Genomic DNA, 15,407 nt, shown 5'->3' with positions numbered 1-15,407 from the left:
CGGTCATCCCGGTGGTTGTCGATCAGGGTCGGAGTGCGGCAGCCTGCCCGCCCCTCGCGTCCCGCCAACTGCCATTGACCTCAACCATGGTTGAGGTGCCAGGCTTCCCGCGGAACCCGAGAAGACCGCAGGGAGCAGGAAAAAATGAAGGCGATACAGGTGACGGCGTTCGGCGGCCCTGAGGTGCTGACCGTGGTGGAGGTGCCGGATGCACGACCCGGTCCCGGGCAGGTCCTGGTCGATGTGGCGGCAGTGGATGTGATCAACCTCGACACCTATATCCGCGCGGGTGCCTGGGAGGACTTCTTCCCGATCCCGCTGCCGTACACCCCGGGAGGCGCGGTGGCCGGGACCATTGCAGCGGTGGGCGCGGGCATCCCCGTGACGCGGGTCGGTGAGCGGGTCGCCGCCTGGCTGGACGGGGTCAGCGGCGGGTACGCGGAGCGCGCGGTGGCCGACGCGGCGTCCGCGGTGCCGGTCCCGGACGGCGTCGGTCTGCGGTCCGCCGCGGCACTGATGCACGATCTGCCGACCGCACTACTGCTGCTCGACCTGGCGGAGATCAAGCCGCAGGACCGTGTGCTGATCACCGGTGCCGCCGGGGCGATGGGCCTGCTGCTGGTGCGGGCGGCGCATGCGGCCGGTGCGGTGGTGGTGGGCGCGGCGCGGGGTGGACGGAAGCTCGAACTCGTCCGCGAGCAGGGCGCGGACGCGGTGGTGGACTACTCGGCCGACGGCTGGGTGGAGGCGGCGAAGACGGCAGCCGGCGGAGAGTTCGCCGTGGTGCTGGATGGCGTCGGCGGGGAGCTGGGGACCGCCGCGCTGTCAGCGGCGGGGGACGGTGCACGGATCTCGACGCACGGGGCGGCAGCGGGCGGATTCGCCCGAGTCGACACGGAGGTCGCCGTTCGGCGGGGGCAGCGGGTGAGCGGGATCGCCGCGGTGCAGATCGGACCGGACCGGGCCGCGGCGGTGCGGCGCCGCTGGGCGGAGGCCCTGCGGACACGGTCCGCGGAGTTCCAGCCGGTGATCGGGCAGACGTTCGCGTTGGAGGAGGCGGGGACTGCGCATACGGCCATCGAGGCCCGGGAGGCGCCGGGCAAGACGCTGCTGATCCCCTGACGGGCACGGCTCTGCGGGAGGTTTCGAGCTCCGGTCGGTGACGGCGGCGGAGTCGTGCGGGCCGCGTCGGCGCCCGTCGTGCGGGCCGACCGGGTAGCCCCACGACGGGCAGGGCCGTCGCACTCACCCGTTTCGGTCTTCCTCACGGGCCGAGCGGCCCGGACGGCCCCGGTCTGTCCCCGCCATCGTCATCGTCATCCAGTTCGACCGCATCCGGGTCGCGCAGCGGCCGCAGTTCCTCGCGCGGGACGGACACGGTGAAGCTGTAACGTCCCAGGACGTTGAGATTCCGGAGCTTGAGCGGGGACAGCCGGGCGATGTCCTCGTCACGGATCTCGTGGCCTTCGGCGCGGAACCGGGCCAAGGAGTTCCGGGACCTGACGGAAGTCGTCACGGGCGACCGCGAACTCCTTGGCAGCGGCATGGAAGGCGGCCCTGTCCGTCAGGGCCGTGGCCAGGGCCCTGCTCCCGCCGGCGGCGTCGTACCGGTGCAGACGGCGGACCGGCTTCCGGTGCTCGAAGTCCGCCGCCGTGTCCGGGAATCGGCCGGCGAGCGTACTCCACACGCCGGCAACCACCCGGACAAACGACTTGGACGGATCTCCCCTGCTCGATGCCGGCCGCGTCGCCGCATCGTCGGGCGCCGCCCCTACACCTCACTGGTGCTGTGACCGGGCTCGTTCACCGGGTCGCCGAACTTGCGAGCAGTAGTCTCCTCCTGTGATCGACCACGGATTTTCCGACGGAACCGGACGGCACGTCACTTTGCGGGAGGTGGGCGACGAGAACTGGCGCGCAGTCGCTGACATCGTGCCTCTCGACGACCAGCGGAGTCATGTCCCCGCCATGGCAGCCCGCTATCTCTTGCTGTCGATGCGCGAAGACATCTGGAACTCGCTGGCGGTCTACGCAGACGACACGGTCGTCGGACACGTCATGTGGGGGCTGGACGAGGACGGCTCGCACTGGATCGGAGGCATGCTGATCGATGGCGCCGAGCAGGGCAAGGGCCTCGGCCGCGCCCTTCTGCGGACCATGACGGGCTGGCTGGCAGAACAGGAACGCTGCTGGACGATCCGGCTGGCATATCAGCCGGACAACGTCGTTGCCGGACGGCTGTACACATCGCTGGGTTTCGTGCCGACGGGAGCAGTTGACGGTGATGAGATCATCGCCGAGTTGGCACCAGGTGGGGTCGGTAGTCGCTGAGAGATGACGGGGACAGCTCATCGGGCCCGGTCATGCCGCGGCTGAGAGGTGGCGTCCGCCCCAGCGGATGCCTTTCTCGCTGCGGATACGGGCCCGCTCCTTGCGTCGGGCGGTCAGGACCTCGGGGTGGCGGGCGTTGACGTTGCGTCGGCGCAGGCAGGCGTGCGGGGCCCGGGTCCGCACGGTGTGGTCGGGACGGTGAGAATTGGCGATGGTGAACTGGCTCAGCGGTCCGAAGCGCGCCTCGATCGGGTTGGTCCAGGAGGCGTAGGTCGGGGTGAAGCACAAGTCGACCTTGTTCTTCTTCACCCAGCGCCGGATGTCGGCGCTCTTGTGGGCGGAGAGGTTGCCCAGGATCACGCAGATCGGGGCACCGTCGGGGGCCGGGCGGCGCGGATCGACTTCGGTGCGGCCAGGGTGTCGGCGGCGCCTTGCGGCGGCGGTCGACGCCCCACAGGGCGCGGGTTCGGGGCAGCCGCTCGAGCGGCTGCCCCGAACCTCCGGGCCGGTCAGTTGACGGCCAGGACCGCCGTGTTGTTCGTGAGGTCCGGGTCGAAGGCGAAGGGGTACTCGCCGAACTCGCCGTACGGAGGGTGGATGCTCACGGCACCGGTCGCGCCGGGCACCACGGTGTCGATGTGCACGGAGAACGCGAACGTGTGCTGGGTGTCCTCCAGCACCCAGTACCGCAGGTCGCAGTCGTAGCGCGGGGCGCCCGTCCGCTTCGGGTAGTAGCCGCCGTCGAGGGTGCGCGGGGAGCAGCCGGACGGCACGCCGGTGACCTTGGTGCCCTCGGGCACGATCAGCCGGACCTCGGCGACCGGGTCGCCGGAGCCGAGGTTGCCGAGCCAGGCCGGGCCGTTGTTCTTGAATGTGAGCTCGGCCGTGACCGTCTCGCCCGCCGCGCCGGAGACGGCGTCTCCGGTCACGGAGAAGTCCGCGGTGTTTTCCGCGCCGATCTGGAGGGCCGCGTAGTCGTTCTGGTAGTCGATGTCCTGGGCGTCGTCGCCCGGCTCGACGCCGATGTCGAGCCGCTCGTTCAGCGCGTGCGGGGCGAGTCGCACCGTCAGCGGTTCGGGCAGTTCGAAGGAGTCGCCCGGCGCCAGCACCTGGTCGAACGTGCAGATTGCCCTGTTCGACGGTGCGTAGTCGTTGCCGTCCGTCGTGGTGTAGGTGCAGGCGTCGTACCGGGTCAGATCCGTCAGGCCGTACGAGGCGTGCAGCTTGACGGTGAACCCGTTCGCGCTCTCGTTGCCGTTGTTGGTGATCCTGAACGGGATCGTCCGCTCGTCGCCGGGCCGGCCGGCCTCGATGTCGGCGACGGGGTCGATGGCGAGGTCGGGCCCGGCGCCGACGGTGAGCGTGGTATCGAAGCTCTCGTGCGGCGCGGTGAGCGTGCCGTCGGGGCCGCCGGTGGCCGTCGCCTCGTAGGTGATCCTGCCCTGTGCGCCGACTTCGGCGCCGTCGGCCGCGCGCACCGTCAGCAACACCTGGTGCTTGTAGTCGCTCCCGATCGTGGGCACCACGGGAACGTCGCACACCGCACTCGTGCCGCTCGGCGTGCAGTTGTCGGGCCAGGTCACCTCGGCGACCCCGGTGAGGTCGGAGATGTCGACGGTGAGCCTGCCGTCGGTCACCGTGAAGTTCTCGTTGTCGTGGGAGAGGCCGACGCGGAGAATGCGGGACTGCGGCTGACCGCCGTCGGTGCCGAGCGGCAGCGTCTGCTCGTACGGCTTGTTGATCCACAACTGGTCGGTCTGCGGCGGGTCGTCGTCGGCGAACGCGGGCGCGGCGAGGCCGGCGGTCAGCAGGCCGGCCGCCGCCACCACGGCGGCGCCGGATCTGAGCCGTACCGGGCGTCCAGCAGAGAACAACAGTCTCATTGCTACCCCCTAAGGGTGTGGTAACGCGACTGACGCGCCGGCAGCCCCGGCGCACCGGCAAGATCATCACACGGCAGGGCAGTCCGCCGCGCCCCGGTTTCCGACCCTGTCGGAGAACACCCTTATGTCGGCCAACCCCTGGCCGCCGAGAAGGACTTCGACGGCCTGAAGGGGTGGACCCTCCACCGGCTCAGCCCACCCTCTTCCACTCCTGGCACCGGTTGGTCTTGAAGTACTCGCCGGTGTTGAGGGTCACCCGTCCCGGGCCGTTCAGGTTGTTGTTGGCGATGATGGAGCCGAACTCGCCGCTGGCGTCCTTGGCCCGTTCCCAGTAGCAGCCGAAGTCGCCGTCGGCCCCGGCCGTCTTGTACGTGCCGGCCTTGATGTCCTCGCCGACGACGTACTCGCCCTCTCCCGAGAAGCTGGTCGCCGGGCCCGGCGCCTTGGTCTTCTTCGGCTTGGCGGTGACCGTCTTGGTCTCGGTGACGGTGGGGGCGGGGGCGGGCTTGGCGTCACCGCCGCCGTCGGCCTTGGCGGTTTCGGTGACGGTGACCGTCGGCCTCGGCTCCGACTTGGTGTCGGCGGCTGCCGTGTCCGCCGCCGCCGTGCCGTCGCCGCTGCTTCCGATGCCGACCCCGATGAACAGGGAGACGAAGGCGACCGCCCCGTACTTCAGCCACCGGCCGCGCTGCTTCGGGGGCCGCGCCGGGCCGGTGGGGGTGCCGAGGCCGAAGGGGCCCTGGGTGCCGGGGCCGGGCTGCGGAGAGGGGGAGTGGAAGGGCTGCTGGAAGGACATGGTCGTGCTCCGTTTCCGTGTGATGCGCTCGTGGGTGTGTTGCGTGCGTGGGATCGCGATGCGTGCGTGGGATCGCGATGCGGGATGAGGTGGAGTCGAGAGGCGCGTGGGCGCGGCGCCCGGGTTCAGAAGCCCCGGATCCTGCGGCCCGCCTCGGTCGCCGGGTAGAGGATCGCGTCGGCGACCCGGCCGCCGGAGTCCTTCACTCCGCCGCTGAAGTTGAGGCGCCCCGAGGTGCCGGTTTTGGCGGCGACGCCGTCCCAGTACTTCGCCTCGCGCTCCCAGTGGATGTCGTCGAGGAGGCGGATCAGGTCCTCCAGGCGGAACGCGGACGCCGATTCGCTCCACGGCATCGTGTGGTGGACGGCGATCCCCAGTCCGGCGAGGACGGCGGGAGCGGTGAGGGCGCTGCGGTCCGTCAGGTGACGGGCGTAGCGGGCGATCAGTTGGCCGAGCACCGGGACGACGGCCTCCTTCACCCGCTCGGGCCGGTTCCTGCCCGGCAGGTCGGCTTCGTGCACGGGTTCGGCGGACCGCTGGAGTCCGCCGCGCCCGTAGAGGGTGGTGACGACCAGGGCGCGCAGCGCGGAGAGGGTGACGACCTCGCGGTCACCGGCCGACACCTGCCGCTTGCTGATGTTGACGAGCCGTGCGAACGGCACCCGCTGTCCGTCCACGTCGACGCGCACGGAGTCGGCGACCAGGTGGGCGAGCCGGGTGCCGGCGTCGCGCTGGTCCATGGACATCGCGAGGTTCTTGGCGACGTCGACGCCCTGCACGTTGCGGTCGTAGAAGATCTGGCGCGCGTCGGCCGGGGCGAGGTCGACGTACAGCTCGAACGGGAGGCGCACCCGGGCGAGTTCGGGGTACGTCAGGCCGTACGCCTCGGGGTCTTCGTAGAGGTCGTGCCAGGCGGCGGTCTGGGTCTCGCCGTCGATGGCGACGACCATGGTGCCGGGCGCGACGGTGAGGGTACGCAGGCCGCTGCCGGGGACGAGTTCGTCGCTGAGCGCGGCGAGCGGTCCGGCGTGCCAGAGCGTGATCGGCGGGGTGGACCAGGCGGCGCCGAGTTCACCCTTGAGGCCGGCGGCGATGTACTCGGCGTACGGCCCGACGTTCTTGCCCTTCTGCGAGGACTTCAGCGTGCGCTGGACGGTGGCCCGCAGTTCGGCGTGGCGGCGCACCAGGCCGGAGGCGGCCTTCAGCCTCCTCGGGTCCTCCTCGGCCCGGGGTGACGGGACGAGCTGGACGAGTGTGGGCACCGCCATCGTTCCGACGACGGCGTCGTCGCGGAACGGCATGACGGTGAGCTGGGTTCCCTCGACGGCACCGGTCGGCATGGTCAGGCGCATGGTGACTCCCCCCGGAGTTCGGACAGGCGTGAGAGAGCGGGCATCGGATGTGGGGCGGCGCCGCTGGACCGCACGGCGGAACGGCACGACCGAACGGGGCCGCCGAGCCGAGCGGCTGCGACTCCCTGCGGAAGCGTCACCAGATAAGCACGTCATTGAAAACGCTGTCAAACACCTTGACGGGTTTGACGGGTGCTGTAGGTTGTTGACGTCCGCTATTGAGAGGCTCAGGTCTTCCGTCATGCCCCAGCAGTCGTCCGCACAGGTGACCGCCGCCGAGATCTCCCGCATCGCCGGGGTCACGCGTGCCACCGTCAGCAACTGGCGCCGCCGGTACGACGACTTCCCCGAACCGTCCGGCGGCGCGGAGAGCAGCCCCCTGTACGACCTGGAGGCGGTCCGGACATGGCTCGCCTCGCGCGGCTACGCCTCGGCGGCCAGTCCGGCCGAGGAACTGCGCACGACCCTTCGCCTCAGTGCCCACGGCACCGGCGACGGCGATGACGGCGGCACGGCGGACCTGCTGCTCCTCGTCCTGGCCGCGGCCCGCCGCACCCCGGACCAGCTCACGGCCGCGGCGCGGCTCCCGGACACGGATCTCGCCGTCCGCGCGGAGCGCGACGCGGCGGGCGTCGCCGACGCCGTACCCGGCGGGGGCGGCGTGCGTTTCGCGGACACCGACGCCGCCGTGCTCCGCGCGCTGTACGTGTGCGTACGGGACGAGGGCGGCCAGGCGACGCTGGGCGTGCTCGCGGAGCGGGAGCTGGAGGACAGCGCGGCGAGCGGCGCGTACCGCACGCCGGCCCCGCTCGCCGACCTCCTCGCACGCCTCCTTCCCGGCGCCCCGGCCCGCGTCCTGGACCCGGCCTGCGGCAGCGGCGCCCTGCTGGAGGCCGCCGCCCGCCGGGGTGCTGCCGAGCTGTACGGCCAGGACGTCCTCCCCGTGCAGGCGCGGCGCAGCGCGGTGGGCCTGCTGCTGACGGCGCCGCCCGGGACCACCGTCTCCGTCCGCGCCGCCGACAGCCTGCGCGCGGACGCCTTCCCCGACCTGACCGCCGACGCGGTGCTGTGCAACCCGCCGTTCGGCGACCGGGACTGGGGGTACGACGAGCTGGCGTACGACCCGCGCTGGGCGTACGGCGTACCGGCCCGCGCCGAGTCGGAGCTGGCCTGGGTGCAGCACTCCCTCGCCCACCTGACACCCGGCGGCCACGCGGCCCTGCTCCTGCCGCCCGCGACGGCCGGCCGCGCCTCGGGCCGCCGGGTACGCGCGGAACTGGTCCGCAGCGGCGCCCTGCGCGCGGTGGTGGCGCTGCCGGTCGGCGCGTCGGTGCCGTTCCACATCGGCCTGCAGATCTGGATCCTGCAACGGCCCGAACCGGGCGGCCCCGAGCACAAGTCGGTGCTGTTCGTCGACACCGCGGAGTCGTCGGCGGCGGACGCGAGGACGGACGCGCGGACGGGCCCACGCACCCGGGGCGGCAGCCGGTCCGCCTCGCTGGACTGGGCGCGGATCACCGGCCAGGCCCTGGGCGCGTGGCACGCCTTCGCGGCGGACCCCGACGCCTTCGAGGACGAGCCCGGCGTCGCGCGCGCGGTCGACGTGGTCGACCTGCTGGACGAGACCGTCGACCTGACACCGACCCGCCTCGTACGCGCCTCACGCGCCGACGTGGACCCGGCGAAGCTGGCGGCGGAGGCCGACGCGACGCGCCGGAACCTGGTCAAGGCCGCCAAGTCCCTCGGCCGCGCGGCCGGTTACGACGACTGGGACGCGGCGGGAGGTTCGGCCCGGGAGTGGCGTACGGCGACCGCGGCCGACCTCGCGCGGGGCGGCGCACTGACACTGCTGCGGACGACGCCGGAGGGATCACGCGGGCGCGGGGACGACGACGGCGCCGGCAAGGGCGGGCGGGGAGCGGGCGCGGGCCGCCCGGTCTTCACCGGCTCGGACATCTCCCGGGGTTCGGGCCCGACGGGTGACCCGGCGACCGTCCGTACGGACACGGCGCCGGTGATCGCCGCCGGGGACGTACTGGTCCGCGCGGTCGCGAGCGGTGGCGGCGGTGCGATGGCCCTGGTCGTCGGGGAGGCGGAGGCCGGTGCGCTGCTCGGCCCGCACGTCCACCTGTTCCGGCCCGACCCGGCCCGCCTGGACGCCTGGTTCCTGGCCGGGTTCCTGGGCGCCGAGGACAACATCGCGGGCGCGTCGACCGGCAGCACGGTGCTGAACGTCAGCCCCGGCCGGCTGCGCGTCCCGCTGCTGCCACTGGAGGAGCAGCGCCGGTACGGGGAGGCGTTCCGCCGCGTCCACGAACTGCGGGCGGAGGCGGGGCGGGCGACGCGGTTGGCGGAGGAGACGGCACGGCTGCTGTCGGGCGGGCTGACCGGCGGCCAGTTGCTTCCGTCGTCCCAGGAGACGGCGGCGGACACGGCTGCGGTACGGGGCCGGGGCCCGGGTAGCGATTCGCCCCATTAGGCACACAGGGCTTCACGCATAGACCACACTTGTCGGACCGCCCCGGCCTGCCAGTCGACCAGGCTCGGCCGAGGTGGTGGGGTTGGGACATTTCGGAAGGAATCCGGGGATCCACTTGAACAGCAGTAAGCACACGGAGTTGGCGAACCACGCGTGGTCCGTCGCCGACCTCCTGCGGGGGGACTACAAGCAGTCCGACTACGGCAAGGTCATCCTGCCGTTCACGGTGCTGCGACGGCTTGAGTGCGTCCTGGAGCCGACGCGCGAGAAGGTCACGGCGCTGGCGGAGCAGTACAAGGACGGCGACATCGACCCGGACCGCTTCCTGCGCCGGGCCGCGGGCCACTCCTTCTACAACAAGTCCGGCCTGACCCTGAAGAAGATCGCGGCGGACCCGCAGAACGCGGCGAAGAACCTCACGGTGTACGTGGGGTCGTTCTCCGACAACGCCCGCGGCGTGCTCGACCGCTTCGAGTTCGCCCAGCAGATTAAGCGCCTGGACAGCTCGGGCCTGCTCTACCAGGTCATCGGCAAGTTCACGGACCTGGACCTGCGCCCCGAGACCGTGCCCAACCACAACATGGGCTACATCTTCGAGGAACTGATCCGTCGCTTCGCGGAGCAGTCCAACGAGACCGCCGGTGAGCACTTCACCCCCCGTGAGGTCATCCAGCTCATGGTGCGACTCCTGGTCGCCCCCGACGGCGACGCCCTCCAGCTCCCCGGTGTCGTCCGTACGGTCATGGACCCGGCCTGCGGCACGGGCGGCATGCTCTCGGCGACGGAAGACCTGATCAAGGACCTGAACCCCGACGCCACGGTGGAGGTGTACGGGCAGGAGCTCAACCCCGAGTCGTGGGCGATCTGCCGGTCCGACCTCATGATCAAGGGCCAGGACCCGGAGAACATCGCCTTCGGCAACTCCTTCTCCGACGACGGCCACGCCCGCTCGACCTTCGACTACATGCTCGCCAACCCTCCGTTCGGCGTGGAGTGGAAGAAGGTCAAGGAGGAGGTCGAGCGGGAGCACGCCACGCTCGGCGACGCCGGCCGCTTCGGTGCGGGGCTGCCGCGCATCAACGACGGCTCGCTGCTGTTCCTCCAGCACATGATCTCGAAGATGAAGCCGGTGGACGTCAACGGCGGGGGCGGCTCGCGCATCGCGATCGTCTTCAACGGCTCCCCGCTCTTCACGGGCGCTGCGGGCTCGGGCGAGTCGGAGATCCGCCGCTGGATCCTGGAGAACGACTGGCTCGAGGGCATCGTCGCCCTGCCGGACCAGCTCTTCTACAACACCGGCATCTCCACGTACTTCTGGATCCTGACCAACCGCAAGAGCCCCGACCACAAGGGCAAGGTCGTGCTGCTGGACGCGCGCGACCAGTGGCAGAAAATGCGCAAGTCGCTCGGCGACAAGCGCAAGCAGCTGAGCGACGACCACATCGCCACGGTGGTCAAGCTTTACGGCGAGGCCCTGCACGCGGCTGCGGACGCGGAACACCCACTGCACGGCAAGGTGAAGGTCTTCGACAACACAGCGTTCGGGTACCAGCGGATCACCGTCGAGCGCCCGCTGAAGCTGCGCTTCGAGCTGACAGAGGAGACTCTGGCGGCACTGGAGGCGTCGAAGGTCATCCAGAAGCTTCCGCAGGCCTCACTGATGCTGGAGGCGTTCCGGGAGCTGAAGGGCAGCAGTTGGGCCAAGAAGGCGGACGCGTGGCTGGCGTTGAAGGACGCGGTGATCCAGGCCGGCTCCACCTGGCCGTCAGGGGCGCCGTTCTTGAAGGCGCTGCGGGACGCGGTGGGGGTGCGGGACCCGGAGGGCGAGGTCCAGCTCGTCAAGGGCAAGCCGGAGCCGGACTCGGAGTTGCGGGACTACGAGAATGTGCCGTTGGGTGAGGACGTCGAGGAGTACCTGAAGCGAGAGGTTCACCCGCATGTGCCGGATGCGTGGATCGACGGCAGCAAGACGAAAATCGGGTACGAGATTCCGTTCACGCGACACTTCTATGTATACGAGCCGCCTAGGCCGTTGGCAGAGATCGACGCGGAGCTGAAGGCGCTGGAGATGGAGATTCAGGGACTTTTGGGGGAAGTTACCGAATGACAGCATCAGACCTGCGCCTCAAAAACCTCTATCAAGTAATTGATCAACGCGCCGGAGCAATCCAGCCACCATTGCTCGCTGTGTCGATTCATCACGGAGTCGTTCCCCGCCACACTCTTACCGATGATCTACCTCGCGCGGAGGACCTAAGCAACTACAAGGTCTGCGAAACGGGTGACATCGTCCTCAATCGCATGCGAGCCTTTCAGGGGGCAATCGGAATTAGCCCCATGCGCGGAATCGTGAGTCCGGACTACCTTGTACTACGCCCTCACAATTCAGTGGAGGCTCGCTATCTCCATCACCTTTTCCGATCTCATTGGTTCGTCGGAGAGATGATTGCAAGACTACGCGGAATTGGAGGCACCGAGAGCGGCTCGGTTCGCACGCCTCGGATTAACTCAGAGGATCTCGGCGACATCCGCGTGACCCTTCCGCGCCTCGAGGAGCAGCGCCGCATCGCCAACTTCCTCGACACCGAGACTACCCGCATCAATCAACTCGCTCACCTTCAAGGGCAAGTAGTGGCTAAGCTTGACGAACGAGAAAGGACCCAGCTTGACTCATCAATCGATGATCTTCTCGATCGGTGGGGAGCAGTACCGCTCCGGCGGTATCTTCTTGGGGTTGACCAAGGCTCGAGCCCACAAGCCTACGCATTCCCCGCTGGCCCTGACGAGTGGGGTGTACTCAAAGTTAGTTGTCTCCGACCGGGTCGTTTCATCCCGGAGGAAAACAAGCGCCTCCCCTCGGACGTGGCTCCAGATCCAAGACACGAGGTGCGAAGCGGTGACCTGCTCATCACCCGGGCAAATACTCCACTGCTAGTCGGCTCCACGGCGACTGTACCGTCCACGCGGGGGAAACTACTCCTCTCTGACAAAATCTTCCGCGTGCGCCTGGACGATCGAGTCACCGCAGAATTCGTTGCAACAGTGGCACGCGGAAGCCGCGTTCGGGACCTCTGCGCCGCTTCCTCAAATGGCGCCTCTCAATCAATGGCTAACATCCGTTTCGAGGAAGTAAAAGCGTGGCCGCTTCCGGCTGCCCCACTTGAAGAACAGCGTGAAATGGTGGAGCGAGTCCAACAGCAGCGCACCATCCTTGACGCACTACGCACCAAAGTTGCACAGCAAACCGTAGTACTCAGTGAACGCCGTCAAGCCCTCATCACCGCTGCCGTAACCGGCCAGTTCGACGTATCCACCGCCAGCGGGCGCAACGTGACCGAAGGAGTCGCCGTATGAGCCCTGTATACGACGAATCGTCCTTCGGGTCTGCCATCGTTGCGGCGCTCTGCGAGCGCGGGTGGCGGGAGGCGAGCCCGAGCGACTACCGGGCCGATCTCGGCCTCGACACCAACGAGCTGTTCACCTTCATCGGGGCGACCCAGCCCGAAGAGTGGAACGAACTCCTCACCGTCTACGGCGGCAACCCCAACGAGGCCCAGCGCGGTTTCGCTCAGCGGCTCGACCGAGCTATTGCCGACGACGGACTTCTTCACGTCCTCCGGAACGGCGTCAAGGATCGCGGAGTCCGGCTCCATGTCGCCTACTTCAAGCCGAACCTGATCTCCGCGGACTCGGTCCTCGACGGCTACCGGGCCAACCGCCTCACCGTCGTCCGGGAACTCCCCTACGCCACCAAGCAGGCCGACTGGGGTCACCGCCTCGACCTGACCCTGTTCCTCAACGGCATCCCAATCGCCACGGCCGAGTTGAAAAACCCGCTCACCGGGCAGGGCGTCGATCAGGCCAAGGAGCAGTATCGGACCGATCGCGACCCGACCGAGCTGATCTTCACCCGCCGGGTCATCGCGAACTTCGCCGTCGACCCGGACCTGGTGTTCGTCACGACGCAACTGCGCGGCAAGAGCACCCAGTTCCTGCCCTTCAACACAGGCTCCAACGGACCCGGCCAGCCAGGCGGCGCCGGCAACCCCGCACCCACGGTCCACGGCACGTACGCCACGTCGTACCTCTGGGAACACGTCTGGCAGCGGGACAACTGGCTCGACCTCCTCCAGCGTTTCGTGCATCAGCAGAAGCACAAGACGCCCGGCGGCGGCACCACCAAGTCGACGATCTTCCCGCGTTTCCACCAGTGGGACGTGGTCAAGAAGCTGACCGCACACGCGGCCACGCACGGCGCCGGTCAGAACTACCTCATCATGGCTTCCGCCGGCTCCGGCAAGTCGAACACCATCGGCTGGCTGACCCACCGCCTGAGCGACCTGCACGCCGACACGGACCCGCGCGTCCTGGACACCGAGGCACTCGCGGACGGCCGCATCAAGCCCGGGGAACCGGTCTTCGACAAGGTCATCGTCATCACCGACCGCCGCAATCTGGACGCCCAGCTCCGTGAGACAGTCGGCAACTTCTCGCAGACCGAAGGCCTGGTCGTGAAGGTCGACGAGAAGCACGGCGCAAAGAGCGAACAGCTCGCCCGCGCCCTTTCCCGGGACACCGGCAAGATCGTCACCGTCACCCTGCACTCGTTCCCCGCCCTGCTCGACTACGTCAAGCGCAACCCGACCGAGATCAAGGGCAGCCGCTTCGCGATCGTCGTCGACGAGGCGCACTCCTCGCAGTCCGGCGACGCCGCCACCGCCGTGAAGTCCGCGCTGCGGGACCTCGGCCTGGACGCCGACACCGAGGACAAGGGCGCGACCACGCTCACCGTGGACGACAGGCTGAAGGCGAAGGCGGTGGAGCGCTCGCAGGCCGCGAACCTCTCCTACTTCGCGTTCACCGCCACCCCGAAGGCGAAGACCCTCGAACTCTTCGGCACGGAGGGCACGGAGAACGGCGAGTCCGTCTACCGCCCCTTCCACACGTACTCCATGCGTCAGGCCATCGAGGAAGGCTTCATCCTCGACCCGCTGCGCAACTACATCACGTACAACACCTACTGGAAGCTCGCGAACCTGAACCGCGACGAGAAGGAGGTCGACCCCTCCAAGGCGAACAGCCTGCTCGCCCGGTTCGCGCTCATGCACGAGCACACTGTGACACAGCACGCGCAGGTGATCGTCGAGCACTTCGTCGCCCACACTCGTGGTCGGCTCGGTGGGCGGGCCAAGTCCATGGTGGTCACTGCCTCCCGTCATTCCGCCGTGCAGATGGCCCGTGCCATCCGGAGTTACATCGCGGACCGTGAGTACGACACCAAGTACCCGGACCTCGGTGTCCTCGTCGCCTTCTCCGGCTCCCTCACCATCGACGGTGAGGAGACGACCGAGAGCAAGGAGAACGGCGGCGGGCTGTCCGAGAGCGGGCTGCCGAAGGCGTTCGCATACACCCGCGCCGACGACAAGGCCGCGAAGGCCGGCGGCAAGGGGCAGCAGGAGTACCGGATTCTGGTCGTCGCCGAGAAGTACCAGACCGGCTTCGACCAGCCGCTCCTCACCACCATGTACGTCAACAAGTCGCTGACCGGCATCGCGGCCGTCCAGACCCTCTCCCGCCTCAACCGGACCGCCGAACGCAAGGCGCAGGCCGACCTCGCCGTCCTGGACTTCGTCAACGAGGCCGAGGACATCCAGGAAGCGTTCCGCCCGTACTTCGAGGAGGCCCACACCCTCCCCTCCGACCCCAACCTCCTCTACACGGCCCAGAGCCGGGTCATGTCCGCGCCGATCATCTCGGAGCAGGACATGGACGAGTTCGCCACGGCGTACTTCGAGGCGAAGGAGAAGGCGGGCGGCTCCCAGGCCAAGTGGGAGAAGCTGCACGCCGAGTTGTACCGGCTCCTCGCCCCCGCCGTCACCCGCTTCACCGTGCTGATGGACAGCGAGGAGGAGGACGACGTCGAGACGGCGGAGGAGTTCCGCGCCCACCTCAACGACTACGTCCGCAAGTACGGCTTCCTCGCGCAGATCGTGCCGTACCACGACCCCGAGTTGGAGCGACTGCACCTCTACGGCCGCTACCTCCTCAACCGCCTCCCCCACCGGGCCAACGGTGGCGTGGACATAGGCGAGGTCGACCTGAGTCACCTGCGCGTCGAGAAGACCGGCGAGCACGACGTGGCCCTCACCCCCGAGGGTGCCGCCGAACTCAAGGGCTTCGGCGACGGCGTGGGCGGGGCCAAGGACGACGATAAGTCCCTGCTGTCCGAACTGATCGACAAGTTCAACGCCAAGTTCGGCACGGACTTCACCGAGACGGACCTTCTGCCCGTCTTCAACCTCACCAACGAGGACCCGAAGGTCCGCGCCGCCGCCGTCGTCAACGACGAGGAGAACTTCGGCCTCGTCTACGACAAGAAGTTCGAGGAGAACATGATGGACCACGTGTCCACCATCGACACCCTCGGCAAGCGCTACTTCGGCGCCGACCGCGAGTTCAAGTCCAACCTCGACCGCAGCGCTCGCCGCGCGGCCTGGCGGATGATCCGCAGCGAGGAAGGTCTGGACGACTTCTGAGACGTGAGGTGAAGGAAGGGGTCCGGCGTG

General features: G+C 69.0%; 9 protein-coding genes and 2 pseudogenes. 6 read left to right on the top strand and 5 right to left on the bottom strand.

What is annotated here, in order from left to right:
• Window positions 1-144 precede the first annotated feature (144 nt).
• Window positions 145-1,122, top strand: a complete 978-nt coding sequence (locus OHB56_RS36290; protein ID WP_406358076.1) for a zinc-binding dehydrogenase — start codon at window positions 145-147, stop codon at window positions 1,120-1,122.
• 142 nt (window positions 1,123-1,264) lie between these two features.
• Here the strand turns inward: OHB56_RS36290 and OHB56_RS36285 are convergent.
• Window positions 1,265-1,489 (bottom strand): annotated as a pseudogene (locus OHB56_RS36285) (hypothetical protein); the annotation flags it as partial.
• Between the two features lie 353 nt (window positions 1,490-1,842).
• Here OHB56_RS36285 and OHB56_RS36280 point away from each other — a divergent pair.
• Window positions 1,843-2,331: a GNAT family N-acetyltransferase gene (locus OHB56_RS36280; RefSeq protein WP_406358074.1), complete on the top strand. Its 489-nt coding sequence runs from the start codon at window positions 1,843-1,845 to the stop codon at window positions 2,329-2,331.
• Between the two features lie 30 nt (window positions 2,332-2,361).
• On the opposite strand, the pseudogene OHB56_RS36275 reads toward OHB56_RS36280, so the two are convergent.
• The 4 genes and pseudogenes from OHB56_RS36275 to OHB56_RS36260 form a co-directional block, all read right to left on the bottom strand.
• Window positions 2,362-2,788 (bottom strand): annotated as a pseudogene (locus OHB56_RS36275) (transposase); the annotation flags it as partial.
• Window positions 2,789-2,840: 52 nt separating this feature from the next.
• Window positions 2,841-4,214 carry a hypothetical protein gene (locus tag OHB56_RS36270; protein ID WP_406358072.1) on the bottom strand — a complete coding sequence of 458 codons (1,374 nt, stop codon included), beginning with the start codon at window positions 4,212-4,214 and terminating at the stop codon, window positions 2,841-2,843.
• 190 nt (window positions 4,215-4,404) lie between these two features.
• Complete coding sequence (locus tag OHB56_RS36265; protein ID WP_406358070.1) at window positions 4,405-5,010, bottom strand: hypothetical protein; 606 nt, start codon at window positions 5,008-5,010, stop codon at window positions 4,405-4,407.
• Between the two features lie 125 nt (window positions 5,011-5,135).
• A complete protein-coding gene (locus OHB56_RS36260; RefSeq protein ID WP_406358068.1) occupies window positions 5,136-6,362 on the bottom strand; it encodes a DNA sulfur modification protein DndB in 1,227 nt (408 codons plus the stop codon).
• A 241-nt stretch (window positions 6,363-6,603) separates the two neighbouring features.
• Here OHB56_RS36260 and OHB56_RS36255 point away from each other — a divergent pair, with 241 nt between their 5' ends.
• The 4 genes from OHB56_RS36255 to OHB56_RS36240 all read left to right on the top strand — a co-directional run bounded on the left by OHB56_RS36255 (window position 6,604) and on the right by OHB56_RS36240 (window position 15,377).
• Complete coding sequence (locus tag OHB56_RS36255; protein WP_406358066.1) at window positions 6,604-8,841, top strand: N-6 DNA methylase; 2,238 nt, start codon at window positions 6,604-6,606, stop codon at window positions 8,839-8,841.
• A 115-nt stretch (window positions 8,842-8,956) separates the two neighbouring features.
• On the top strand, window positions 8,957-10,948 hold the full coding sequence (locus OHB56_RS36250; RefSeq protein WP_406358064.1) for an N-6 DNA methylase: 1,992 nt from the start codon (window positions 8,957-8,959) through the stop codon (window positions 10,946-10,948).
• Window positions 10,945-12,195: a restriction endonuclease subunit S gene (locus OHB56_RS36245; RefSeq protein ID WP_406358062.1), complete on the top strand. Its 1,251-nt coding sequence runs from the start codon at window positions 10,945-10,947 to the stop codon at window positions 12,193-12,195. Before OHB56_RS36250 ends, OHB56_RS36245 begins: the two co-directional genes overlap by 4 nt.
• A complete protein-coding gene (locus OHB56_RS36240) occupies window positions 12,192-15,377 on the top strand; it encodes a type I restriction endonuclease subunit R (RefSeq protein ID WP_406358060.1) in 3,186 nt (1,061 codons plus the stop codon). Before OHB56_RS36245 ends, OHB56_RS36240 begins: the two co-directional genes overlap by 4 nt.
• Window positions 15,378-15,407: the final 30 nt, after the last annotated feature.

The organism is Streptomyces sp. NBC_01635, assembly GCF_045209715.1.
Classification (GTDB): domain Bacteria; phylum Actinomycetota; class Actinomycetes; order Streptomycetales; family Streptomycetaceae; genus Streptomyces; species Streptomyces hirsutus.
This window is presented reverse-complemented; position numbering and strand designations above follow the sequence as displayed.

Excerpts from the sequence above, each read along its gene's own strand:
- OHB56_RS36290 (WP_406358076.1), top strand. The coding sequence starts at position 145 with ATGAAGGCGATACAGGTGACGGCGTTCGGCGGCCCTGAGGTGCTGACC.
- OHB56_RS36270 (WP_406358072.1), bottom strand. The coding sequence starts at position 4,214 with ATGAGACTGTTGTTCTCTGCTGGACGCCCGGTACGGCTCAGATCCGGC.
- OHB56_RS36265 (WP_406358070.1), bottom strand. The coding sequence starts at position 5,010 with ATGTCCTTCCAGCAGCCCTTCCACTCCCCCTCTCCGCAGCCCGGCCCC.
- OHB56_RS36260 (WP_406358068.1), bottom strand. The coding sequence starts at position 6,362 with ATGCGCCTGACCATGCCGACCGGTGCCGTCGAGGGAACCCAGCTCACC.
- OHB56_RS36255 (WP_406358066.1), top strand. The coding sequence starts at position 6,604 with ATGCCCCAGCAGTCGTCCGCACAGGTGACCGCCGCCGAGATCTCCCGC.
- OHB56_RS36245 (WP_406358062.1), top strand. The coding sequence starts at position 10,945 with ATGACAGCATCAGACCTGCGCCTCAAAAACCTCTATCAAGTAATTGAT.
- OHB56_RS36240 (WP_406358060.1), top strand. The coding sequence starts at position 12,192 with ATGAGCCCTGTATACGACGAATCGTCCTTCGGGTCTGCCATCGTTGCG.